Origin of the sequence: Pseudomonas gebzensis (assembly GCF_034427815.1) — a bacterium.
GTDB lineage: Bacteria > Pseudomonadota > Gammaproteobacteria > Pseudomonadales > Pseudomonadaceae > Aquipseudomonas.
The window spans coordinates 337,619-361,465 of the sequence record NZ_JAXQNS010000005.1; the positions used below are offsets into that span (position 1 = coordinate 337,619).

Here is a 23,847-nt window from a genome sequence, read left to right on the forward strand (position 1 = left end):
GTTTCAACGAATACATGAACTCGCTGCATTCGGTTGGCAAGTGTAGAGCATGAGTCGTGCCAAAGGGCACCTGTAGCGTCGAAACCTTTGTGGCAGAGCATTTGATGCGCTACCCGCCGCGCACTGAGACGCTCGTTCGTACGAAATTCCGAATGCAGAACCAGTAAATATTCGGAATCCCGAACGGAGTGGGCTCGAATCCCGGTTTTTGCCGGTCAAAGCGGTATCAGGGTCAAGCCCAGTCGAGGGCGTAACGGTTTTTCCTGTGCTTTTGCCACAGGAAGCCCGTTCATGCCTACCGAGTTCACCCCCCGTGATTCGATCGATCGTTTGATCGCTCGCCAATTGCCGCCATGGCTGGCCTCTGCCGATGTCGATCAGCTGCGCGCGCTGCACCAGGCCCTGCGCCGCCAACAGCAGATGGCCGCCCAAGTGGCGGCCCACTTCAAAGGGCTGCCGTCGCTCGACACATTCGCTGCCGCGCTGCTCGAACAGGCGCTGCGTACAGCGGGGGTGGTCTCACCCGATGTTCGCAAGATGGCGGTAGTGATCGACCAGATCATCGAACTGCCGAGTATGTCGCCCTTGTTGCTGACCAATCGCGTGACTTATCAGTCGCGGCGCAGCCTGCTGAGTGCGGCGCTGCATAATTTTTCCGCAGAAGAGCTCAGCCCCTCCGAGCAGCGCGATGCCTGGCTGGTCGGGGTCGACGGGAAACGGCTGGAGTTGAGTTTCGAAGCCTTCGCCAGCGGTTGCAGGCAGCTTGATCTGGGGGGGCGATATCAGCAGCTGCTAAACAGCCTGTTGTCGCCAAAGACACGCCCGACCACGCCCACCAGCGCGCCCGCCAAAGCAGTCGAGCGGATGTTGGAGAGCAACCTGCGCGCGCAGATGGAAGTGGCCATGCGCCTCGCCCGGCTCAAAGGCCAACTCGATGAGTTTGCCTTCTATCGGCTGTTGCCGTTCTGGGTGAGTGCGCCGATCGTTGACCCCGTGCCAGGCAGCGCAACGCCGCAGCAGCTGTATCTGTTGGGTAAATGTGTTCAAGGGGTGGTCACGCTGGAGCAACGTCAGACGCGCCAGGGCGCACTGCAGGGGATCACCGTCTGGATTCCTCAGGACCCGTCAGCCGCAGTCACCGAGCACGCCTCGTGGGAGGCGCTGTACCACTGGTTCGGCGAGCGTTTGCGTGATGAACGGTACGAGGATTTCTTCAGCCGTTTCATCAGTGTCCGTGACCGGCCAGACTTTGCCACGGCGTTGGGTCGACTGCGCCACGCCACAGCCGAGGGCACACCGCTGCAGCTCGATGGACGACACTTTCCCTTGCCTGCCCCACTGATCGAATACCTGCGGCAAGGGCAAACCCGCAAGATGCTGGACGATGCGCGACTGCTCGCGGTGCCCACTGCAGACGAAGACCTGACCAGCCGCCACCTGCGCTTGCAAGCGGCGATCGCTGGCGGGCTCGATCTGCTGAACCTCGCTGCGCTGTTTGTGCCAGTACTGGGTGAGATCATGCTTGTGGTGGCGGCCGTGCAGATTGCCCAGCAGGTGTATGAAGGCTACGAAGACTGGAGCCTTGGCGACCGGCAAGGGGCGCTTGACCACGTGTTCGGGGTTGCCGAAACGGTGGTGTTGGGGGCGGCCGCAGGGGCCATTGGGTCGGCGGCGGTGAGCAGCTTGAAGCGGGTCGCATTCGTCGATGGCCTGACCCCGGTGTCGGACATTGGTGGCTCCTTGCGTCTGAGTAACGCCAGGGCCCCGATTCAAACGGTCGCCGACACGGGCGATCTGATCAGACGCTTTGATGGGCCGTTCGCCGAGACGCCCGATTGGCAAGCCCAGGCGATCGAGCAGGCGACGGGCCTGACCGCCGATCGACTGCGCCGGCTGCACGTGGAAGGCGCCCACCCTCTGGCTCGGCTACACGACGCTCATGAGCGCCTGGAACTCCACAACCAGTTGCCCAGCCTGCGCGGTAGTGCGTTCGAGGGCGAGTTTGCACACCGCCAGCTGGCCGAATCGGCAGATCAGCGGCGTTTGAGGCGCGTCTTTCCCCGTCTGTCGGTCCGCCAAGCGGGCGAGATTCTCGAACACGCCAGCAGTGACCAGCTCGAGCACCTGCGAACGACCGGCCGCCTTCCTCTGGCGATGGCCGAGCAGGCGCGCTGGGCGATACGCGATGCACGTCTGGATCAGGCCTGCCTCGGCTTGCAATTGCCGCAAGCGGTGAACGCTGACACAGAACGCCTGGCAATCGGGCTCGTACAACGATCAGCGCCTTGGCCGACTCATCTGCGCCTGGAACTGCGCGAGGGTACGGCTCAGGGGCCGCTGCTCGCAGCGACCGACAGCACGCAGATGAGTCAGGTGCGGGTGATCGTGCGCACGGCGCAGGGCTACCGGACCGAGCGTGCCCCCTCCGCAGCCCAGGCTGCCCCGAGTACCACGCTCTGGGAGGCCCTGCTGGCGAACCTGGAGCCTGCGCAAAAGAGCCGGTTGGGCCGTTCCGAGCTGACTGAGGAGCAGTTGCGCCAGTGGCTGGCCGAACAGGCTGGCATGGATCGCCAACGCTGCGCCGAGGTGCTCGGCATGGCACCTGTCGGCATGGGCCTGCGGCCGCCGAGGCGGTTGAGCGATGGACGGCTGGGCTACCCGCTCAGCGGCAGGCTGTCGGGTGGTCGCCAGGCGATCCGCAGCGGCATTCACCGTATCTATCCGATGCTCGACAGCGCGCAGATGGATGCCTACGTCCTCGACCTGCTCGATCGTCACGTGGACATCTGGGAGCACTATCACGACTTGAACCAAACCTTGCTCAGCCTGAACCAGGCGCTTGAGCAGTGGCGAGGTGAGGTGGATCTGATCAGCAGCTTGCGGCGCAGGCGGGTCGCCACGCAACTGCGCCGCTGCTGGCGGCGAAAGTTGATGGACTACGCAGGCGACTATGTCTTGGCAATCGATGGCGAGCGAGTCGCCAGCCTGCCGCAATTGCCGCCCCGCGTGGATTTTTCGCACGTCAAACGACTGGTGCTGCGCAACATGGGCCTGCCGAGTATCGACGAAGATTTCCTCAGTCGTTTCAGCCAGATCACGGAACTGGATCTACGTGGCAATCGACTCACTCGCCTACCTGATGGTCTCAGGCACCTCACTCGATTGCGTCAGCTTCAGCTGGCAAACAACCAGATTGTCATGTCGGCTGAGGGCAGCCGGCAACTGTCCAGGCTGTCGCACTTGCTGTTGATCGACCTCAGCCACAACCCGCTGGGCCAAGCACCAGCGCTCGGCGGTCTGGATCGCCTGCTGCATGTGAACTTGCGTGATACCGGGTTGGAATCTCTGCCCGATCTGGCCCAGACACTGCCATGGCGCGCCCAGCTGGACCTGCGCCAAAACCGTATCAGGCAACTGCGTGAGGATGCCCTCGGCCTGTGGCATGACCTGCAGCGCGTAAGGCTGCACGACAACCCGCTGGAGGCGCAGAGCGCCCAGGCTCTCCACAGGCTGACCGGCGCAGGCGCCTCGGGCTCCAGATTCGCTGAGGCGCATGCGCAGGGCGCGTCGGACGATGCGTCGCGCGAGCACTGGATGGGCGCCGCGACCGAGGCTGAGCGTGTGCAGCGCACTCAGTGGTGGGATGCACTGCGCGAACAAGAAGGCTCAAGCGATCTTTTCCGGTTCCTGGCGGATTTCGCCGAAACCGAGGATTTCGAGCTCAACCCAGAACACTATGAGCGCCGCGTCTGGTCCATGCTCGAAGCTGCGCATGGGCATGAAGCCCTGCGCACTCGGCTGTTCGAGACCGCTGGCGGGCCGAGAACCTGTGAGGATCGTCTGCTGCTGATCATGGGCCAACTGGAGCTGAGTGTTCTGGTCGAGCGGGCCATGATCGACGGCCCTGCGCAATACGTGGAGGCACGCCTGCTTGGGCTGGAACGCTCGCTGTTCAGGATCGACATACTCGATGGCATTGCCTCCGAGCATATCGCGCGCATGCGCGAGGCCGACTTGCTGGGCATCGATGAAATCGAGATCCGGCTCTACTACCGGGTCAAGCTCAAGCAAGTGCTTGGCTTGCCTGCCACGCCAGATACCATGCATTACGAATTGTTCGCACAGGTCACTGAAGCGGATCTGCGCCATGCGGCGCAGACGATACTGGCAGCGGAAAACCCACAGGCCCTTGCCGCATCGCTTGCGCAACGTCCGTTCTGGCAGAGCTACGTGCGCACGCGTGACCGTCAGCGCTTCGAAGCGCTTGCCGAGCCCTTCTACGAACGCCTCGAGGCCCTGGAGTCGGACACCGTGACCTCGGGCCAGCTGGTGGAAGCCAGTAACCAGCTCAAAGCAGAGCTCGAACATGCCGAGCAAGCGCTGGTCCGTACCTTGGCAGATGAAGCGTATGCGCGTGCGGCGGCTGACCTGCCAGCCGTTGCGCAATGATCAGGCGGCGTGACCGCTGACTGACAAGGCACTCCGGCGCGCCAGGTACTCGCGCAGCACCTGCTGCTCGGCAGGCGTAGTCAGCAGGCCAAGCTTGGTGCGGCGCCAGAGAATGTCTTCAGCGTCCACCGCCCATTCGTGGTCGCACAGGTAGTCGACTTCCCTGGCGAACAAGCCGGCGCCGATGCGCTGGCCAAGTTCGTCGGGGCCGTTGACGCCCTCGAGCAGTTGCCACACGCGGCTGCCGTAGGTCAGCACCCAGCGGCGGGCGATATCGGCAGACAACCAGGTGTGCGTGGCCAGCACCTGATCCACCAGCGCTTGAACGGTGCTCATCTGTTCGCCACCTGGCAGGGGCGCGGTGGCCGTCCAGCTGCCACGCATCTGCGCGAAGAACGGCTTGAGCTGGCCCATGGCCGATTCGGCCAGCTTGCGGTAAGTGGTCAGCTTGCCGCCGAACACCGACAGCAGCGGCGCTTTTCCGGCCTCTGCCGAGAGTGCCAGCGTGTAGTCCCGGGTCACCGCCGACGGGTTGTCGGACTCGTCGTTGCACAGTGGTCGCACACCCGAGAACGTGTGCTTGATATCGTCGCGGCTCAATTGATGATTGAAATGCGCATTGACCACGTTCAGCAGATAGTCGGTCTCGGCCTCGGTGATCGCCACCTTGGCCGGATCGCCGCTGTATTCACGGTCGGTGGTGCCGACCAGGGTGAAGCGATCCAGGTAGGGAATGCAGAACACGATGCGCTGGTCTTCGTTCTGCAGGATGTAGGCCTGCTCCCCTTCGTAAAGGCGCGGCACGATCAGGTGGCTGCCCTGGATCAGGCGGATGCCGTACGGTGCGCTGAGCTGCAGGTCGTCCTTGATGAAGCTGGCGACCCAAGGGCCGGCCGCGTTGACCAGTGCGCGTGCCTTGATCGACACACGGCTGCCGTCAGCCTGCTGCAACTCGACCTGCCACAGCCCGTCGACGCGCTTGGCGCTCAGGCACCGGGTGCGGGTGCGAATGTCTGCGCCCTGTTCGCGTGCGGCCATGGCATTGAGCGCGACCAGGCGGGCGTCATCGACCCAGCAGTCGGCATATTCGAAACCGCGTGTGATTGCCGGCTTGAGCGGGTAGCCCGGGCCAAAGCGCAGGCTACGCGAGGCGCCAAGGCGTTTGCGCTTGCCCAGGTGATCGTAGAGAAACAAGCCGGCACGGATCATCCAGGCCGGACGCAGGTGCGGACGGTGCGGCAGCACGAAGCGCATTGGCTTGACGATGTGCGGCGCCTTGGCCAACAGCACTTCACGTTCGGCCAACGCCTCGCGCACCAGACGAAATTCGTAATGCTCCAGGTAGCGCAAGCCGCCGTGGATCAGCTTGCTGCTGGCCGAAGAGGTGTGTTGCGCCAGGTCGTCCCTTTCGCAGAGGAAAACCTTCAGGCCACGCCCGGCAGCGTCGGCGGCGATACCCACGCCATTGATGCCGCCACCGATCACGGCAACGTCGTAGCAGTCAGCGAGGTGAGGGGTGGGGCGGGCGGACTGGGACACGGCAACGGCCTCCTGGACGCAATCAATCATCGAAAATGAGCATTTGTGTTCGTTTGCGAAAATACTAACGCAACAGATCACTGGCTTCCAGTCTGATTGTCGGGAAATCGACCAGATGACGAACAAATGAACATTAGCGAACATTTTCAGGGCAAAAGCGCTGCGGTTTTGCTCAGACCACGTCGAGGCGAACCTTGTGCTGGGTCAGCAACTGGCCGAGTGCCGGGCTGGGCAAACGGTCGGTCACCAGGCAGTCGACCAGGCTGATCGAGCCCAGGCGCACCATGGCGTTACGCCCGAACTTGCTGGAGTCTGCGGCCAGAATCACCTGCCGCGCGTTGGCGATGATCGCCTGGGAAACGCGCACTTCCTGGTAGTCGAAGTCGAGCAGGCTGCCGTCTTCGTCGATCCCGCTGATGCCGACCACGGCGAAGTCCACCTTGAACTGGCTGATGAAGTCGACACTCGCCTGGCCGACCACGCCGCCATCGGGCCGTACCGTGCCGCCGGCCACCAAGACTTCGAAATCTTCCTTGGCGCCGAGGATCGAGGCAACGTGCAGGTTGTTGGTGATCACTTTGAGGTGATGGTGATTGAGCAGGGCGCGTGCGATCGACTCGGTGGTGGTGCCGATGTTGATGAACAACGAGGCGTGGTCGGGAATCTGCTGCGCCACGGTCTCGGCGATCCGCTGCTTTTCGTCGCGCATCTGATCGGCACGCATGGTGTAGGCGGTGTTTTCGATGCTCGAGTCATGGGCGGCGCCACCGTGGTAGCGGCGTAGCAAGGAGTGCTCGGCGAGCTGATTGATATCCCGGCGGATGGTTTGCGGGGTAACGACGAACAACTGCGCCATTTCTTCGATACTGACGTAGCCGCGATCGCGTACCAGCTCGAGAATTTGTTGTTGGCGTGGGGGCAGGTTCATGGGCGGTCCTTCTGGGCAGCCGGAAAAATCCTGCAATCATGCCGTAGGAAACGGCTGACGACCAGTGTACCGGTGGGGCGCTCGAGCGCAGCCCTGCAGTACCCCCGAGCACTGACGCCTCGGGGTGTGCAGGGTGGCGGTGGATCAGGCGTCGTGGTCTTCCCAGTCGCGGGTCCGGGCAATGGCTTTCTTCCAGCCCGCGTAGAGTTTTTCCTTCTGCGCATCATCGAGCTGCGGGCTGAACTCGCGTTCGATCACTGCCTTGTTGCGCAGCTCGTCCAACCCGCTCCAGAACCCGCACGCCAGGCCCGCCAGATAAGCGGCGCCAAGCGCTGTGGTCTCGCGCATTTTCGGGCGCTCGACACAGGTGCCGAGGATGTCTGCCTGGAACTGCATGAGGAAGTTGTTGGCCACAGCACCGCCATCGACGCGCAACTCCGAGAGGCGCTCGCCGCAGTCCTGCTGCATGGCGTCAAGCACATCGCGGGTCTGATAGGCGATCGATTCCAGGGCCGCGCGAATGATGTGGTCGACCTTGACGCCTCGGGTCAGGCCGAACAATGCACCGCGGGCGTACGGGTCCCAGTAGGGCGCGCCCAAGCCAGTGAAGGCGGGCACCAGATAGACGCCGTTGCTGTCCTTGACCTTGCTGGCGAAATACTCGGTATCCAGGGCATCGTTGACGATCTTCAGCTCGTCGCGCAGCCACTGAACCGTGGAACCGCCATTGAAGACGGCGCCTTCCAATGCGTAGGCCACTTCGCCCCGCGGGCCGCAGGCGATGGTGGTCAGCAGGCCGTGGGACGACTTCACCGCCTTGCTGCCGGTATTCATCAGCAGGAAGCAGCCGGTGCCATAGGTGTTCTTGGTCTGGCCAGGCTCCACGCACATCTGGCCGAACAGGGCCGACTGCTGGTCACCGGCGATGCCGGCGATGGCAATGCCGCTCTTGGTATGGCCATACACCTCGGACGAGGCCTTCACCTCAGGCAGCATCTGCCGAGGGATGCCGAGGATCTGCAGCAGTTTCTCATCCCATTGCAGGGTATGGATGTTGAACATCAGGGTGCGCGAGGCGTTGGTGTAGTCGGTGACGTGCACCTTGCCGCCCGTGAACTTCCAGATCAGCCAGGTATCGATGGTGCCGAACAGCAGTTCGCCACGCTCGGCGCGCTCGCGCACGCCGTCTACGTTATCGAGGATCCATTTGAGTTTGGAACCGGAGAAGTAGGGGTCGGTGACCAGGCCGGTGGCCTCACGGATGTAGTCTTCGTGGCCGTCGCGCTTGAGCTGCGCGCAGATCTCGGTGCTGCGTCGGCACTGCCAGACGATGGCGTTGTACACCGGGCGGCCGGTCTCGCGGTCCCACACGACGGTGGTTTCACGCTGGTTGGTGATACCGATGGCGGCGACCTGCGCATGGCTGATGCCGGCTTGCGCCAGGGCTTCGACCATGGTGCCGCTCTGGGTGGCGAAGATTTCCATCGGGTCGTGCTCGACCCAGCCCGCCTGCGGGTAGTGCTGGACGAACTCGCGCTGGGCAGTGCCTACCACGTTGGCGTCGCGGTCGAAGATGATCGCCCGCGAGCTGGTGGTGCCCTGGTCCAGAGCGATGATGTATTGCTGATCCTGGGTAGCAGTCATGGTCGTTGGCCTTGCAAAGGGGAGGGACAGGTCTTGCGGGTGAGGCCACCCGGCATGACGTCAGGAAATCTGGGTTTCGGTCTGGGTAGTATCACCGGGCTCGGGCGCTTGCCCAACCGGCAGATGGCGCGCGATCAGGACGCGATACAGCCCGGCGCCGACACAGGCGCCCAAGATCGGCGCAAAGATCGGAACCAGGAAATACGGCACGCTGCGCCCGCCGGTAAAGGCGATTTCACCCCAGCCGGCGAAGAAGGTCATGAGTTTGGGGCCAAAATCGCGCGCCGGGTTCATCGCAAAGCCGGTGAGCGGGCCCATGGCGCTGCCGATCACTGCGATCAGCAGGCCGATCAGCAGCGGCGCCATGGCACCGCGCGGCAGGCCATTGTTGTCATCGGTCAAGGCCATGATCACGGCCATCAGGATTGCAGTGATCACCACCTCCACCAGGAACGCGCCGCCCAGTGTGAGAGACGGATGCGGGTAGGTGGAGAACACCGAGGCCAGATCGAGGCTCGCTTCGCTACCCCGCAGCATCGCGTGGGCATGTTCGTAATCGAAAAACAACGCGCTGTAGAGGGTGTACACCAGCGCGGCGGCGCAGAAGGCGCCGAACACCTGGGCGATGATGTAGAACGGCAGTTTGCGCTTGTCGAAGTCGGCGAACACCGTCAGCGCGATACTTACCGCCGGATTCAGGTGTGCACCCGACACCCCGGCCGTGAGGTAGATCGCCATGCTGACGCCGATGCCCCAGATGACGCTGATTTCCCAGAGTCCGAAGCTGGCGCCGGCGACCTTGAGCGCTGCTACGCAGCCGGTGCCGAAGAAGATGAGCAGTGCGGTGCCGAGAAACTCGGCCAGGCATTGAGCTGCCAGCGTGGGTTGGCGTAGTGCAGTCGTCATATATGACCTCTTTTCTTGTTGTAGTGAGGCGCGCAAGGCACCTGACAGCAAGGCCCGTGGTCGTCCGGTTGACGTCGGGCTAGCAGCGTTGGCGCACCAGGAAAGTGCACCCTCTATTCAAAAACGAAAAAATATAGACAAGAAACGCAGATGTCAAAGGTCGAAAGTGAACGTTCGGCCATATTCTGACTGAGCGCAATGATCTTGATCATTTACATGACGGTCGATGCGTTGGCCGGGTCTGCGCTTTCGCCTACAGTAGCCACCCCCCACTGATGCTCACCGGAGTAGCTCATGACCCCCGCCCTTGACCTGCTGAAGAAGGCGCGCGCCGACCACCGCGTGCACAGTTATGCGCACGATCCGAAGGCGGCATCGTATGGTCTGGAGGCGGCCGAGAAGCTTGGCCTCGATCCGCAGCAGGTATTCAAGACGCTGCTGGCCTGCACCGAAAAAAACGAGTTGCTGGTGGCCGTGGTGCCCGTGGTCGGCACTCTGGACCTCAAGGCGCTGGCCCATGCGGCAGGCGTGAAGAAATGCGAGATGGCCGACCCCACCGCTGCGCAGCGGGCCACCGGGTATCTGGTGGGTGGTATCAGTCCGTTAGGGCAGAAGAAACGCTTGCGCACCTTCATCGACACCTCGGCTCAGACGTTTGCGACGATTCACGTCAGCGCCGGGCGTCGGGGGTTGGAGGTCGAGCTGACAGCGGCAGTGCTGGCGCAGTGCACGCAAGGCAGCTTTGCCGTGATCGGCAAACGCTGACAGCCCGCCAGGCCCATCCCAGGGGACGGGCCTGACGGCGTTCACACGGCCGAGCTGTGCCGGCGAACGCTGCTGTCGGGGGGATTCAACTGCGCGGCGACGCTGCCAGGCACGGCGAACAGCACCAGGTGGTCTGCTGCAACGCTGACGCCGACATCCTCGCCCAACTGATGGTCGTTATGGCTGGGGAAGATCGCTTCGAGCTGGCTGCCGGTGGGCAGTTGCAGGCGGTACAAGGTCGAGGCGCCGAGGAAGCTCTTGCCGACCACGCGCGCGCGCAGCGGGCTGTGCGGGGCATAGACGATGTCGTCCGGGCGCAGCAGCACATCGACCGAGGTGCCGGCCGCCATGGGGTAGGCGCGGTTGCCGCGCAACTCGCCCAGCTCGGTGGTGACGGCTTCATGGCTGCTCATCTGGCCGCGGATGAAGTAGCCCTGACCGACAAAACTGGCGACAAAAGGCGTTTGGGGTTCGTGGTACAGGTTATAGGGCGTGTCCCACTGCTCAAGCCGTCCCGCCTTGAATACCCCGACCTGGTCGCTGACAGCGAACGCCTCTTCCTGGTCATGGGTGACCAGGATGGCACTGGTGCCGCGACTCTTGAGAATGTCGCGCACTTCATGGCTCAGGCGTCGGCGCAGCTCGACATCCAGGTTGGAGAACGGCTCGTCGAGCAGCAGCAATTGAGGTTCGGGCGCCAGCGCCCTGGCCAGGGCAACCCGTTGCTGCTGGCCGCCCGACAACTCATGGGGGTAACGCCCGCCCAGGCCGCCGAGCTTGACCAGGTCGAGCATCTCTTCGACTACCGCGGCCTGACGTGGATGCTTGCCGATGCCAAACGCAATGTTCTGCGCCACGGTCAGGTGCGGGAAGAGGGCGTAGTCCTGGAACACCATGCCGATCCGGCGTTTTTCCGGCGAAAGGGTGAAGCCCGGGCGAGAGATCACCTCGCCCGCCAGGCTGATTTCACCCTCGTGCACGGGCTCGAAACCGGCGATGGCACGCAGGGTGGTGGTCTTGCCGCAGCCCGATGAGCCCAGCAGGCAACCGATGTCGCCTGCGTTGAGGTGCAAGTTGAGCGACTGGACGATACGCTGATCGCCATAGCCGCAGGCCAGGTTCCGCAGGTTCAGCAGTAGGGATTGACTCATGCGTGATGGTAAGCCGGTTCGATGACGAATTCGAGGAGGGCCTTCTGCGCATGCAGGCGGTTTTCAGCCTGGTCCCAGGCGACCGAGCGCGGGTCGTCCAACAGGTCCTGGCTGATTTCTTCCCCACGGTGAGCGGGCAAGCAGTGCATGAACAGGGCGTCGGGTGCCGCCAGGTCGAGCAGTTCGCGGGTGACCTGGTAAGGCGCAAAGTGCGCCAGGCGCCGTGCAGTTTCCTCTTCCTGACCCATGGAAGTCCAGACGTCCGTGGTCACCAGATGGGCGCCGCTGACGGCCGCTCTGGGGTCACGGACGATCTGCACGCGGTCACCGCCCAAGGCCATGAAGCGCGGATCGGGCTCGTAGCCTTCCGGGCAGGCGATGCGCAGCTGAAAGTCGAACTGAACGGCCGCTTCTATATAGGAGTTGCACATATTGAAGCCGTCGCCCACCCAGGCCACGGTCTTGCCTTGGATCGAGCCGCGGTGCTCGATGAAGGTCTGCATGTCTGCCAGCAGCTGGCAAGGGTGCGATTCGTCCGACAGGCCATTGATGACCGGTACGCGAGAGTGTTCGGCGAAGTCGGTCAGCGTCGAGTGAGCGTGGGTACGGATCATGATGGCGTCGACCATCCGCGACAGTACCTTGGCGCTGTCGCAGATCGGCTCGCCGCGGCCCAGTTGCGTATCGCGCGGCGAGAGGAAGATGGCTTGGCCGCCGAGCTGGATCATGCCAGCCTCGAACGACACCCGCGTCCGCGTCGATGACTTCTCGAACACCATCCCTAGCACGCGGTTTTTCAACGGCTCGAACAGCACGCCGCGGTTACGCAGGTCTTTTAGCTCGATGCCTCGACGGACCACGCCGAGCAATTCGTCAGCAGTGAAATCCATCAGGGAGAGAAAGTGCCTAGCGCTCATGATTGACTACCTTAATTACAACGTTTTGCAGGTGCGCCGTTGAGTTTTCTTGACAACGGGCATGACCTGCGGCGTAAGCCGCATAACGCGGACAGGGAAGGGGAAGGGCGCAATACTATAATTAAATGTCGCCCGAAACCAAGGGGGTGAACCTTTGCATTGTTACAGGGCGCTCACGCTACCAGCGCCGTCGCGTTGTTTATTTATTACATCGTTTGTACAGGGGCAGGGCAGGGGTGTGCAAATGCGGCCGTTCGCCAGCCTGAGCCGGATCGGTGCCTGTGCCGCGATCGACGACACCCGCGAGCCGGTCGGGTGATGGCACGCGTCAGTCAGACCGAGCAGCGTGGTCGGGTTTCCGATACAATGCGGCACCGTGCCGACGAACCTGTCGGAAAGTTCAGCAGAGGTGCTTCATGGATATCATCGAAACAATCAAAGAGCAGATCGCCAACAACACCATTCTGCTCTATATGAAAGGCTCCCCCAATGCGCCGCAGTGCGGCTTTTCGGCCAAGGCCTCGCAAGCTGTGATGGGCTGTGGTGAGAAGTTCGCGTATGTCGACATCCTGCAGAATCCTGAAATCCGCGCCAACCTGCCCAAGTACGCCAACTGGCCTACGTTCCCACAATTGTGGGTGGGCGGCGAACTGGTCGGCGGCAGCGACATCATGATGGAGATGTTTGAAAACGGCGAACTGCAAACCCTGGTCAAGGACGCTGCCGCCAAGGCCAAGGCTGCCCAAGCCTGAGTGCATTCGGCGGGCCGGGCAGCCGACTGCTCGCCCGGTAGCCCATGAAAAAGCCCCGCTACGCGTAAACGTAGCGGGGCTTTTTAGTGCAAGCGGGCTTTTATTCTTCGCCCATCTGCGACTGCAGGTAGTTCTCGATGCTGATCTTGTCGATCAGGCCCAGCTGGGTTTCCAACCAGTCGATGTGCTCTTCCTCGGACTCGAGGATGTCTTCGAGCATGTCGCGGCTGCCGAAGTCACCCGCCGTTTCGCAATGTGCGATTGCAGCTTTGAGATCCAGCAGGCCCTTGCGCTCCAGCGTGAGGTCGCATTCGAGCATTTCCTTGGTGTGTTCACCAATGAGCAGTTTGCCCAGGTCTTGAACGTTGGGAATGCCTTCGAGGAACAGAATGCGCTTGATGAGCTTGTCAGCGTGCTTCATCTCATCGATGGACTCTTTGTACTCGTGCTTGCCGAGTTTGTTCAGGCCCCAGTCTTCGTACATGCGAGCGTGCAGGAAGTACTGGTTGATCGCGACCAGCTCGTTTCCGAGGATCTTGTTGAGATGCTGGATGACGCTGATATCGCCTTTCATGTCTGGGTGCCTGCCATGTGAAGTGTGCCAATAGCCGAAGTTTGAGCGCCGCCACTCAGACTGTCAAACCTAAGTTATTGAATAATAAGTGAAAATTAATAGGAATAAGAATGTTTGTGAACCGCGTTGGCACGCTAACTTATTGAATTTAAGGCATAAAAAAACCGGACGCGAGGTCCGGTTCTTTAAATAGGGTGTTTTATGCTGCGGTAAATTCCACAGGATAAACAGACGCGGTTTGCTGGCTGAGCTGCAATTCCGTCAGGGTTTCGCGAACCACCTGCTTGGCGAGGCAGGCACATTTACCGCACTGCGTGCCCACTTGGGTGGCCTCGCGTACTTCTCGGTAGCTACAGCATCCTTCGTAGATCGCTTCGCGGATCTTACCATCGGTGACACCGACACAAAGACACACATACATGGGGCTGACCATCGCTGGGTGGTTCGATGGTTTGGAGCTTAATGGTAATGATAATGCTTGTCAAAACACCCGCTCCTTCCATGGGTCCAGAGCGACCGGCGGTAGATTCGGACTGTCACCTCAAGGTGTGTATGATGGGCGGCCTTGTGTAATCCCGGGTGAAGTCGTTCCTCGGGTGACAACCGTTTCCCCCTCATCAGGAGATAAAGAATGAGCGTACTCGTTGGCAAGAAAGCCCCAGACTTCACCGTACCTGCCGTCCTTGGCAGCGGCGAGATCGTCGACAGCTTCAACCTGGCCTCGGCCATCAAGGGCAAGTACGGCCTGGTGTTCTTCTACCCACTGGACTTCACCTTCGTCTGCCCGTCCGAGCTGATCGCCCTGGACAACCGCATTCCAGACTTCGTCGCTCGCAACGTGGAAGTGATCGGTGTCTCCATCGACTCGCACTTCACCCACAACGCCTGGCGTAACACCCCGGTCAACAATGGCGGCATCGGCCAGGTGAAGTACACCCTGGCTGCCGACATGACCCACGAAATCTGCAAAGCCTACGACGTCGAGTCCGAAGGCGGTGTCGCTTTCCGTGGCGCGTTCCTGATCGACACCAACGGCGTGGTTCGCTCGCAGATCATCAACGACCTGCCACTGGGTCGTAACATGGACGAGCTGCTGCGTCTGGTAGACGCCCTGCAATTCCACGAAGAGCACGGCGAAGTCTGCCCTGCCAACTGGAAGAAAGGCGACAAGGGCATGAGCGCCTCGCCAGAAGGTGTCGCTGCCTACCTGAGCGAAAATGCTGGCAAGCTGTAAGCTTTCGCCAGATACCAAAAAACCGGCCTGAGAAGGCCGGTTTTTTTATGCGCGTGTTTCAACGAACACACTCAGTCGTTGAAGTCGCGCCAGCCGCCCATGTCTTTCCAGCGGTTGACGATGGAGCAGAACAGCTCCGCCGTCTTTTCGGTGTCATAACGCGCCGAGTGCGCTTCGCGGCCATCGAAATCGATGTCGGCGCTCTGGCAGGCGCGGGCCAGAACGGTCTGCCCGTAGGCGAGGCCGGCGAGGGTGGCGGTATCGAAGCTGGAGAAGGGGTGGAACGGGTTGCGCTTGATGTCATTGCGCGCGACCGCGGCATTGAGAAAGCCCAAGTCGAAGCTGCTGTTGTGCCCAACCAGGATGGCGCGTTTGCAGCCATTGGCCTTCAGGGCCTTGCGCACGCCACGGAAGATATCGGTCAGCGCCACATCTTCATTGACGGCCATGCGCAGCGGATGGTCGAGCTTGATCCCGGTGAACTCCAGGGCTGCGGCTTCGACGTTGGCCCCTTCGAAGGGCTCGACGCGGAAGAAGTAGGTGTGCTCGGGGAACAGGAAACCCTTCTCGTCCATGCCGATGGTGACCGCAGCGATTTCCAGCAAGGCATCGGTGGCGCTGTTGAAACCGCCGGTCTCGACGTCCACCACCACCGGCAGGTAGCCGCGGAAACGCTCTGCCATCGGGTGACGCGTGCCTGGGCTGCCGGAGGTTTCCTGCTCGTCTTCGTAGTGTTCGTCGCTCACGCTTGGTTCTCCAGCAGGCGCCAGCGCAGGGTTTCACCTGCGCGCAGCGGAATCACGGTCTGCTCGCCGAAAGGCAGGCTGTCAGGGGCGGTCCATTCTTCGCGCACCAAGGTGATGCGGTCGGTGTTGGCCGGCAAGCCATAGAACGCCGGGCCGTGCAGGCTGGCGAAGCCTTCGAGCTTGTCCAGCGCATCACGCGACTCGAATGCCTCGGCATAGAGCTCGATGGCGGCGTAGGCGGTATAGCAGCCGGCGCAACCGCAGGCATTTTCCTTGGCATGACGCGCATGCGGCGCCGAATCGGTGCCCAGGAAGAACTTCGGGCTGCCGCTGGTAGCCGCATCGAGCAGTGCCACCTGGTGGGTGTTGCGCTTGAGGATCGGCAGGCAATAGAAGTGCGGACGGATACCGCCCACCAGCATGTGGTTGCGGTTGTACAGCAGGTGCTGGGGGGTGATGGTGGCGCCCACGTTGGCCGAGGCCTCGTTGACGAACTGCGCCGCATCGCCTGTGGTGATGTGCTCGAAAACCACCTTCAGGTCGGGGAAACGCTCGACCAGACGGCGCATGTGCTCGTCGATAAAGCGCTTTTCACGGTCGAACACGTCGATCTCGGGGCGCGTCACTTCGCCGTGCACCAAGAGCGGCAGGCCGGTTTCGGCCAAGGCTTCGATGGCCGGGAAGATCTTGTCGATGCTGGTCACGCCGGAGTCGGAGTTGGTCGTGGCGCCTGCCGGATAGAGCTTGGCGGCATACACGAAGCCACTGGCCTTGGCGGCCAGGACGTCCTCGCGGGTGGTGCGGTCGGTGAGGTACAGCACCATCAGCGGCTCGAAGCGGCTGCCCGCTGGACGGGCGGCGAGGATGCGCTCGCGATAGGCGCCGGCTTCATCGGCACTGCGCACCGGGGGCACCAGATTAGGCATGATGATGGCGCGGGCGAAGGTGCGTGCGACATCCGCAACGGTGTGACGCAGCACAGCACCATCGCGCAGATGGATGTGCCAGTCGTCGGGGCGCAGGAGGGTCAGGCGATCGGACATTGGGGATTCCAGGCGGGTCGAACTCAGGGCGCCAATGCTACCGGAAAAGCGCCGTCCGAGCATCTGCGCTGCCAAGGCTGCAGGGCCACTATCAAGTTTTAGCCGACACGTCCGATAGCCTGCAGGTATGCCGCAACGATTCATGGAGCCACCCGTGCGCCAGCGTTACCTGTTCATCCTCACGCTGCTCGCCAGCCTGCCGGCAGGGGCCATGACCCTGCAGAGCCGCTTGGAAGACGTCGCCTGGAAGGTCGAGGGCGATCAGTTCGAGTGCCGTCTGGTCCAGCCGATCAAAGGGTTTGGCAGCGGTGAATTCGTTCGCCGGGCTGGCGAGCAGCCGACCTTCAGCCTGCGCTCTGACAGCCACTTGCTGGGCACTGGCAGCGCCTCCCTGCTGGCCGCAGCAGCGCCCTGGCAGCCGGGGCGTGGCGATATCGGCCTGGGCTCGGTGCGCCTGGCGGCCAGTGGCCTGTTGTTCACCTCGACTCAGGCCCAGGCCAGCCGGGTGATCAGTGGCCTGCTGGAGGGGCGCAGCGCCGTGGTGCGCAAAGCCTCCGGCATGGGTGGGCAGGCCATCGAAGTGCGTGTGTTGCCGGTGAGCTTCGCCAAGGGGTTCGATGACTACCTGGCCTGCGCGGGCAAACTGTTGCCGATGAACTACGACCAGGTGCGGCAGACCCAGGTCGCGTTCCCTGGCACGGGCGCCGAGCTGGACAGTGCTGCGCGCACGCGGCTGGACCTGATTCTGGACTACCTCAAGGCTGATCCGTCGGTGAACCACATCGAGCTCGATGGCCATTCCGACAACAGCGGCAACCGCCTGAGCAACCGTGACATGTCCCGCCGCCGTGCGTTGGCCGTGGCGGATTATCTGGTCGGCCATGGCGTACCGATGGAGCAGATTCTGGTGCGCTTCCATGGCGAGCGTTACCCGCTGGTGAAAAACAACACCGCCGCCAACCGTGCGCGAAATCGGCGGGTGAACATCCAGCTCGAGCGTGTCACGCCAGCTCCTCGGCCTGCCGAGAAGCCCGCGCAGGCACCGCAAGCGGCCTCCGCGGAGCCTGGCCCAGCGGCGGCTGAGGGCAAGGCATCCACCTCAGCCCCTGCATCGCCTGCCACGCCTGCCGCTGCCCAGGCCGCCCCTGTTCCAGCGGCCGCGCCTGCCCAGGGCAAATGAGGGTCAAGCCATGAACGGCGGCGCACGTTCGGCCACTGTCGCTTTGTCATCACAAGCTGTCGCGCCCCTGTAAATCTGTGCGCAAGGCCGGTAGAATCGGAGGCTTTCCGTACAACCCCGTGGAGTGATGGCATGGCGGACGTAAAGAAGGTCGTACTGGCGTATTCCGGCGGCCTTGATACTTCGGTGATTCTCAAGTGGCTGCAGGATACCTACGACTGCGAAGTGGTGACCTTCACCGCTGACCTCGGTCAGGGCGAAGAGGTCGAGCCGGCTCGCGCCAAAGCCCAGGCGATGGGCGTCAAAGAAATCTACATCGACGATCTTCGCGAAGAATTCGTGCGTGATTTCGTCTTCCCGATGTTCCGCGCCAACACCGTTTACGAAGGTGAGTACCTGCTGGGTACGTCCATCGCTCGTCCGTTGATCGCCAAGCGCCTGATCGAAATCGCCAACGAGACCGGCGCCGACGCCATCTCCCACGGCGCCACCGGCAAAGGCAACGACCAGGTGCGCTTCGAGTTGGGCGCCTATGCGCTCAAGCCGGGCGTCAAAGTCATCGCCCCGTGGCGCGAATGGGACCTGCTCTCGCGTGAAAAGCTGATGGACTACGCCGAGAAGCATGCCATTCCAATCGAGCGTCACGGCAAGAAGAAATCGCCGTACTCGATGGATGCCAACCTGCTGCACATCTCCTACGAAGGCGGCGTCCTGGAAGACACCTGGACCGAGCACGAAGAAGACATGTGGCGCTGGAGCGTCTCGCCTGAGAATGCTCCTGACCAGGCGACCTACCTCGAACTGACCTACCGCAACGGCGACATCGTTGCCATCGACGGCGTCGAGAAGAGCCCGGCTACCGTACTGGCTGAACTGAACGCCATTGGCGGCGCCAACGGTATCGGTCGTCTCGACATCGTCGAGAACCGTTATGTGGGCATGAAATCGCGTGGCTGCTACGAGACCCCAGGCGGCACCATCATGCTGCGTGCCCACCGCGCCATCGAGTCGATCACCCTCGACCGCGAAGTGGCTCACCTCAAAGACGAGCTGATGCCCAAGTACGCCAGCCTGATCTACACCGGTTACTGGTGGAGCCCGGAGCGCGCGATGCTGCAGCAGATGATCGACGCCTCGCAGGTCAATGTGAATGGCGTTGTGCGCCTGAAGCTGTACAAAGGCAACGTGACGGTCGTGGGCCGCAAGTCCGACGATTCGCTGTTCGATGCCAACATCGCCACCTTCGAAGAAGACGGCGGCGCTTACAACCAGGCCGATGCGGCAGGTTTCATCAAGCTCAACGCGCTGCGCATGCGCATTGCTGCGAACAAGGGTCGTTCGCTGCTCTGACGCCCAGCCGTAGTCCAACCAACCCCAGCCATTGGCTGGGGTTTTTTGTGCGTGCAGATCCGCTTCAGTAGGCGGGCGGATCGACGTTCGGGGTCAGCGTGAGGCAAATACGCTTGTGGTTGTCGAGGTCGTAGATGACCCACGAGCGCTCCTCGGGCAACGCCTGGCTGACCGCCTGGATCAGACGATTTTGGATTTCCTGTTCGGTGTTGGACCCGGACAGTGCCAGGGTCAGCGTTCGCTCCCAGGTGGTGCTGTCGCAGCGGTTGGCCGGCGGGCTGCGCTCGGCTTCTCGATGGGCCAGCCAGCTCGAGGGCTTCCACAGCGATTGGTAGTTGAAGTTCAGGGTGAGGAAAAACAGCACCGTGAGGAAGAAGGGAAAGCCAACGAGGAACCATGTGTAGATGTACTGGCTTTCGGTGCTCAGGAACGGCAGCGAAGCCAGCGCTGAGGCTTCGATGATGCCTGCGAAAATGGCGATGATCGTCAAGGGGCTTATCGAGTCGGGTCTGTTCATGGCGGCGGTATCGGAAGAAGCTTGGTAGCTATGTACGCTGTCGTACCCGCGATTGACACCTGACGGACTTCCCTGCGCCCCTGAAAGTGATGAACGGCGCTCGCCGTTAAAAGCATGCGATCTTTGGCAAACAACCCGGCAGCGCGTTTCAGGAGCAGCACTGTTTTGCATTGAGATCTTATGTAGGAAATTTCCCTACTTGTCGTAGGCGTGATCTGCAGGTGTCAAAGAGGCCGGACAGCGACTGCTCGTGCGCGTAGTCTTGCTTGTTGTTGCGCTTCTCTAATACAACAACGAAAAGATGGATATTGCATGAACAAAGTGCTGATCGTGGATGATCACCCGGTCATTCGTCTGGCCGTACGGATGTTGATGGAGCGGCATGGTTACGATGTCGTCGCGGAAACCGACAACGGTGTCGATGCGCTCCAGCTCACACGCGACATGCTTCCTGACATCGTCATCTTGGACATCGGTATTCCCAAGCTCGATGGCCTGGAAGTCATTGCGCGAATGAAAGCATTGAGCCCGGAGAGCAAGGTGCTGGTGCTGACCTCGCAATCACCTGGGCACTTCTCGATGCGCTGCATGCAGGCTGGCGCTGCAGGTTATGTGTGCAAGCAACAGGAACTCACCGAACTGTTGAGTGCCATCAAGGCAGTGTTATCCGGTTACAGCTACTTCCCCAATCAGGCTATCCATACCGCACGCAATCCGGGGGGCAGTACCGAGTCGGAAATGGTCGAGCGGCTTTCAAGTCGTGAAATGATGGTGCTTCAGCAACTGGCCAAGGGGCGCTCCAACAAAGAGATCGCTGACAGCATGTTTCTAAGCAATAAAACGGTAAGCACTTACAAAAGCCGTTTGCTGTTCAAACTCAACGCTCGTTCACTGGTGGATCTGATCGAGCTGGCGCAGCGGCATAGCCTGATTTGACCGCTGCAGGGAGGTGCACGTTACAGCGGTCTACAGGTCGAAATCGAAGTCCGCAAGTTGTCGCTGCAAGCGTCGTTCTTCAAGCAGGTTATCAATGGTCCGGCGCTTGCTCAGGTCGGCTCTGATGCGTTCGACAGGGGCAGGCGTTTCGTCGTCGCCCACCTCGTCATCGTCAAGCAATTCATCTTCTTTATCACTGCTCATGGGTCACTCCACGCCTAAGGGCTATTGGCCGTTCTTATAGCGAGAATGAGCATTCCGGTAAAAAAGATTTTTTCAATCAGGAGCGTCTGCCCGCTCTATTGGCTCAATCGTCCGAGGGCTTGTCCTTGTAATCGCAAAGGTCTTCGATGCGGCAGCTGCCGCAACGTGGCTTGCGCGCCTGGCACACGTAACGGCCATGCAGGATCAGCCAGTGGTGGGCATCGAGCAGGTAGGCCTTGGGCACGAACTTGACCAACTGCCTCTCCACTTCCACGACATTCTTGCCGGGCGCGATGCCTGTGCGGTTGCTCACGCGAAAAATGTGGGTATCCACGGCCATTACCGGCTGCCTGAATGCCGTATTGAGCACCACATTGGCGGTCTTGCGGCCAACCCCTGGCAGCGCCTCCAGTGCCTCGCGCGTATCGGGCACCTGGCTGGCATGGTGTTCGATGAGCAGCCGGCAGGTCGCGATGACATTCTTGGCCTTGCTGTTGTACAGACCAATGGTCTTGATGTACTCGCTCAAGCCCTCCACGCCCAAGGCAAGGATGGCTTCAGGCGTGTTGGCGACCGGGTAGAGGCGGGCGGTGGCCTTGTTGACGCCAACGTCTGTCGATTGCGCCGACAAGATCACGGCAATGAGCAACTCAAACGGTGAGGTGTAGGCCAGCTCTGTTTTCGGATCGGGGTTGTCTTCATGCAGCCTGCGAAAGATTTCCAGGCGTTTGGCAGCGTTCATGGTTGGGTTTCCATGACGACGTCTGGGTGACTTTGCCCTGGCTCGCCCAGGCGTCATCGTTGAGCAGGAGAAGCACTGGCCAGGGCGCGAGCGCCGTGGCCAGTCATCTGGAGGAGCTTACTTGATGCGCTGACCCGGCTTGGCACCGCTGTCCGGGCTGAGCAGGTAGATGTCTTCCCCGCCAGGGCCGGCCGCCATCACCATGCCTTCAGACACGCCGAACCGCATTTTCCGTGGCTTCAGGTTGGCCACCATCATGGTCAGGCGGCCTTCCAGTTTGGCGGGGTCGGGGTATGCGGATTTGATGCCGGAAAACACATTGCGGCGCTCGTCGCCGATGTCCAGAGTCAGGCGCAGCAGCTTGTCTGCGCCTTCTACGGCTTCGGCCTTGAGGATCAACGCGACCCGCAGGTCAACCGCGTCGAAGGCGTCGAATTCGATCTGCGCCGCCAGCGGGTCCTTGGTCAGCTCACCGTTGCCGGTTGCCACTTGCGTGGCCGCCAGGTCTTCTTTGCTGGCTGCGATCATGGCCTCGACCTTGGCCGGCTCGATCCGGCTCATCAGTGGCTTGAAGGGCTTGAGCGCATGGTTCTCGAGGCGCGAACCCAGGTCGCTCCACGTCAACGGTTGTACATTGAGGAACGCCTCGGCGTCTGCGGCCAGCAACGGCAGAACCGGCTTGAGGAAGATCACCAGCTGACGGAACAGGTTGATGCCCTGAGCGCAGATGGCCTGCACCTCGGCGTGTTTGCCGTCCTGCTTGGCCAGCGACCAGGGGGCCTGGTCCGCAATCCAGGCATTGGCGCGATCTGCAAGGGCCATGATTTCGCGCATGGCGCGGGCGAAGTCGCGGTTTTCATAGGCCTCGGTGATCGACGGCGTCGCGCTACGAAAGGCTTCGGTGAGCTCCGGCGCAGCGTCGCCGCTCACCAGCAGGCCGTCGTTGCCCTTGTGAATGAAGCCTGCGCAGCGGCTGGCGATGTTGACGACCTTGCCCACCAGGTCGGAGTTGACCTTCTGGATGAAGTCTTCCAGGTTCAGGTCGAGGTCATCGACGCCCCGGCCGAGCTTGGCTGCGTAGTAATAACGCAGGTATTCCGGTGCCAGGTGATCCAGGTAGGTGCGCGCCTTGATGAAGGTGCCGCGCGACTTGGACATCTTGGCCCCGTTCACTGTGAGGTAGCCGTGCACGTTGACGGCTGTCGGCTTGCGCAGGCCGGCACCTTCGAGCATGGCGGGCCAGAACAGGGCGTGGAAATTGACGATGTCCTTGCCGATGAAGTGGTAGAGCTCGGCCGTGGAGCCCGCTTTCCAGAACGCATCGAAGTCCAGTTCGGGGCGGCGCGCGCAGAGGTTCTTGAAGCTGGCCATGTAGCCGATGGGCGCATCCAGCCAGACATAGAAGAACTTGCCAGGCTCGCCCGGAATCTCGAAGCCGAAATATGGCGCGTCGCGGGAAATGTCCCACTCCTGCAAGCCGGCATCGAGCCACTCGGCGAGTTTGTTGGCGACCGCATCCTGCAAGGTGCCGCTGCGGGTCCATTGTTCGAGCATGGCCTGGAAGTCGGGCAGCTTGAAGAAAAAGTGCTGGGAGTCGCGCAGTTCGGGCGTAGCGCCGGAAATGGCCGACTTGGGGTCTTTCAGCTCGGTGGGCGCATAGGTGGCGCCGCACTTTTCGCAGTTATCGCCGTACTGGTCTTGCGCCGCGCACTTGGGGCAGGTGCCTTTGATGAACCGATCGGCGAGGAACATGCCTTTTTCAGGATCGAAGTACTGCGTGACTGAGCGGGTTGAGATATGCCCGGCTTTTTTCAGGCGGGTGTACACCAGCGCCGACAGTTCGCGGTTCTCTTCGCAGTGGGTGGAGTGGAAGTTGTCGAAGTCCACCAGGAAGTCAGCGAAATCACCGCTGTGCTCGGCCTGTACATTGGCAATCAGTTGCTCGGGCGTGATGCCTTCCTTTTCCGCACGCAACATGATGGCCGAGCCATGGGCGTCGTCAGCGCAAACGTAGATGCACTGGTTGCCACGCATCTTCTGGAAACGCACCCACATGTCCGTCTGAATGTACTCGAGCATATGACCAAGGTGAATGGAACCATTGGCATAGGGCAAGGCGCTGGTGACGAGAATCTGGCGTGGCTCGGACATGGTGGCTCGGCTACTTATCTGGCGTTTGAATGGCAAAAAGTTGATCGGCCACTATAAAGCGCCAGGGAATATATTTCACCCCGTGTGCACATCTGCTGACGATTGACGGGTTAGCATAG

21 protein-coding genes are annotated in these 23,847 nt (G+C 61.6%); 7 read left to right on the forward strand and 14 right to left on the reverse strand.

Going from position 1 to position 23,847, the window contains the following annotated elements:
• The first annotated feature begins 291 nt into the window (after positions 1-291).
• Positions 292-4,449: an NEL-type E3 ubiquitin ligase domain-containing protein gene (locus SJI00_RS12360; protein ID WP_322461992.1), complete on the forward strand. Its 4,158-nt coding sequence runs from the start codon at positions 292-294 to the stop codon at positions 4,447-4,449.
• Here the strand turns inward: SJI00_RS12360 and glpD are convergent, their stop codons facing one another.
• The 4 genes from glpD to SJI00_RS12380 form a co-directional block, all read right to left on the reverse strand.
• On the reverse strand, positions 4,450-5,988 hold the full coding sequence (glpD, locus tag SJI00_RS12365) for a glycerol-3-phosphate dehydrogenase (RefSeq protein ID WP_322461993.1): 1,539 nt from the start codon (positions 5,986-5,988) through the stop codon (positions 4,450-4,452). It lies immediately after the preceding gene.
• Between the two features lie 172 nt (positions 5,989-6,160).
• Positions 6,161-6,916 (reverse strand): DeoR/GlpR family transcriptional regulator, encoded by a 756-nt coding sequence (locus tag SJI00_RS12370; protein ID WP_322461994.1) that lies wholly within the window; start codon positions 6,914-6,916, stop codon positions 6,161-6,163.
• Positions 6,917-7,060: 144 nt separating this feature from the next.
• Positions 7,061-8,560, reverse strand: a complete 1,500-nt coding sequence (glpK, locus tag SJI00_RS12375) for a glycerol kinase GlpK (RefSeq protein ID WP_322461995.1) — start codon at positions 8,558-8,560, stop codon at positions 7,061-7,063.
• Between the two features lie 60 nt (positions 8,561-8,620).
• Positions 8,621-9,466: an MIP/aquaporin family protein gene (locus SJI00_RS12380; protein WP_322461996.1), complete on the reverse strand. Its 846-nt coding sequence runs from the start codon at positions 9,464-9,466 to the stop codon at positions 8,621-8,623.
• Positions 9,467-9,760: 294 nt separating this feature from the next.
• On the opposite strand from SJI00_RS12380, the gene ybaK reads away from it, so the two are divergent.
• Entirely contained in the window at positions 9,761-10,231 is a 471-nt protein-coding gene (ybaK, locus tag SJI00_RS12385) for a Cys-tRNA(Pro) deacylase (protein WP_322461997.1), read from the forward strand.
• A gap of 41 nt (positions 10,232-10,272) precedes the next feature.
• Here the strand turns inward: ybaK and SJI00_RS12390 are convergent, their stop codons facing one another.
• Positions 10,273-11,382 (reverse strand): ABC transporter ATP-binding protein, encoded by a 1,110-nt coding sequence (locus tag SJI00_RS12390; protein WP_322461998.1) that lies wholly within the window; start codon positions 11,380-11,382, stop codon positions 10,273-10,275.
• Complete coding sequence (gene argF, locus SJI00_RS12395; protein WP_322461999.1) at positions 11,379-12,299, reverse strand: ornithine carbamoyltransferase; 921 nt, start codon at positions 12,297-12,299, stop codon at positions 11,379-11,381. Before argF ends, SJI00_RS12390 begins: the two co-directional genes overlap by 4 nt.
• Positions 12,300-12,715: 416 nt before the next feature.
• Here argF and grxD point away from each other — a divergent pair, with 416 nt between their 5' ends.
• A complete protein-coding gene (gene grxD, locus SJI00_RS12400) occupies positions 12,716-13,051 on the forward strand; it encodes a Grx4 family monothiol glutaredoxin (protein ID WP_322462000.1) in 336 nt (111 codons plus the stop codon).
• 100 nt (positions 13,052-13,151) lie between these two features.
• Here grxD and bfr read toward each other — a convergent pair whose 3' ends face one another.
• Together bfr and SJI00_RS12410 are read right to left on the reverse strand one after the other, a co-directional pair.
• The gene (bfr, locus tag SJI00_RS12405) at positions 13,152-13,625 is read right to left on the reverse strand and encodes a bacterioferritin (RefSeq protein ID WP_322462001.1); all 474 of its coding nucleotides are present in this window, start codon (positions 13,623-13,625) and stop codon (positions 13,152-13,154) included.
• A 199-nt stretch (positions 13,626-13,824) separates the two neighbouring features.
• Positions 13,825-14,046 (reverse strand): bacterioferritin-associated ferredoxin, encoded by a 222-nt coding sequence (locus SJI00_RS12410; protein ID WP_322462057.1) that lies wholly within the window; start codon positions 14,044-14,046, stop codon positions 13,825-13,827.
• Positions 14,047-14,256: 210 nt separating this feature from the next.
• Between SJI00_RS12410 and SJI00_RS12415 the strand changes: the two genes are divergently transcribed.
• Complete coding sequence (locus SJI00_RS12415; protein WP_322462002.1) at positions 14,257-14,859, forward strand: peroxiredoxin; 603 nt, start codon at positions 14,257-14,259, stop codon at positions 14,857-14,859.
• Positions 14,860-14,930: 71 nt separating this feature from the next.
• On the opposite strand, the gene rnt is transcribed toward SJI00_RS12415, so the two are convergent.
• Entirely contained in the window at positions 14,931-15,605 is a 675-nt protein-coding gene (rnt, locus tag SJI00_RS12420) for a ribonuclease T (protein WP_322462003.1), read from the reverse strand.
• On the reverse strand, positions 15,602-16,648 hold the full coding sequence (gene pyrC, locus SJI00_RS12425; protein WP_322462004.1) for a dihydroorotase: 1,047 nt from the start codon (positions 16,646-16,648) through the stop codon (positions 15,602-15,604). The genes rnt and pyrC overlap by 4 nt, the downstream gene beginning before the upstream one ends.
• Positions 16,649-16,802: 154 nt before the next feature.
• On the opposite strand from pyrC, the gene SJI00_RS12430 reads away from it, so the two are divergent.
• Together SJI00_RS12430 and SJI00_RS12435 are read left to right on the forward strand one after the other, a co-directional pair.
• Positions 16,803-17,828, forward strand: a complete 1,026-nt coding sequence (locus SJI00_RS12430) for a flagellar protein MotY (protein ID WP_322462005.1) — start codon at positions 16,803-16,805, stop codon at positions 17,826-17,828.
• A 132-nt stretch (positions 17,829-17,960) separates the two neighbouring features.
• On the forward strand, positions 17,961-19,178 hold the full coding sequence (locus SJI00_RS12435) for an argininosuccinate synthase (protein WP_322462006.1): 1,218 nt from the start codon (positions 17,961-17,963) through the stop codon (positions 19,176-19,178).
• A gap of 64 nt (positions 19,179-19,242) precedes the next feature.
• On the opposite strand, the gene SJI00_RS12440 is transcribed toward SJI00_RS12435, so the two are convergent.
• On the reverse strand, positions 19,243-19,695 hold the full coding sequence (locus SJI00_RS12440; RefSeq protein WP_322462007.1) for a hypothetical protein: 453 nt from the start codon (positions 19,693-19,695) through the stop codon (positions 19,243-19,245).
• 312 nt (positions 19,696-20,007) lie between these two features.
• On the opposite strand from SJI00_RS12440, the gene SJI00_RS12445 reads away from it, so the two are divergent.
• Positions 20,008-20,631 (forward strand): response regulator transcription factor, encoded by a 624-nt coding sequence (locus SJI00_RS12445; RefSeq protein ID WP_322462008.1) that lies wholly within the window; start codon positions 20,008-20,010, stop codon positions 20,629-20,631.
• A gap of 30 nt (positions 20,632-20,661) precedes the next feature.
• Here the strand turns inward: SJI00_RS12445 and SJI00_RS12450 are convergent, their stop codons facing one another.
• The 3 genes from SJI00_RS12450 to metG form a co-directional block, all read right to left on the reverse strand.
• Positions 20,662-20,835, reverse strand: coding sequence for a PA3496 family putative envelope integrity protein (locus SJI00_RS12450; protein WP_322462009.1), 174 nt, complete (start codon positions 20,833-20,835; stop codon positions 20,662-20,664).
• 103 nt (positions 20,836-20,938) lie between these two features.
• Complete coding sequence (gene nth, locus SJI00_RS12455) at positions 20,939-21,577, reverse strand: endonuclease III (protein ID WP_322462010.1); 639 nt, start codon at positions 21,575-21,577, stop codon at positions 20,939-20,941.
• Between the two features lie 117 nt (positions 21,578-21,694).
• Complete coding sequence (gene metG / locus SJI00_RS12460; RefSeq protein ID WP_322462011.1) at positions 21,695-23,728, reverse strand: methionine--tRNA ligase; 2,034 nt, start codon at positions 23,726-23,728, stop codon at positions 21,695-21,697.
• Positions 23,729-23,847: the final 119 nt, after the last annotated feature.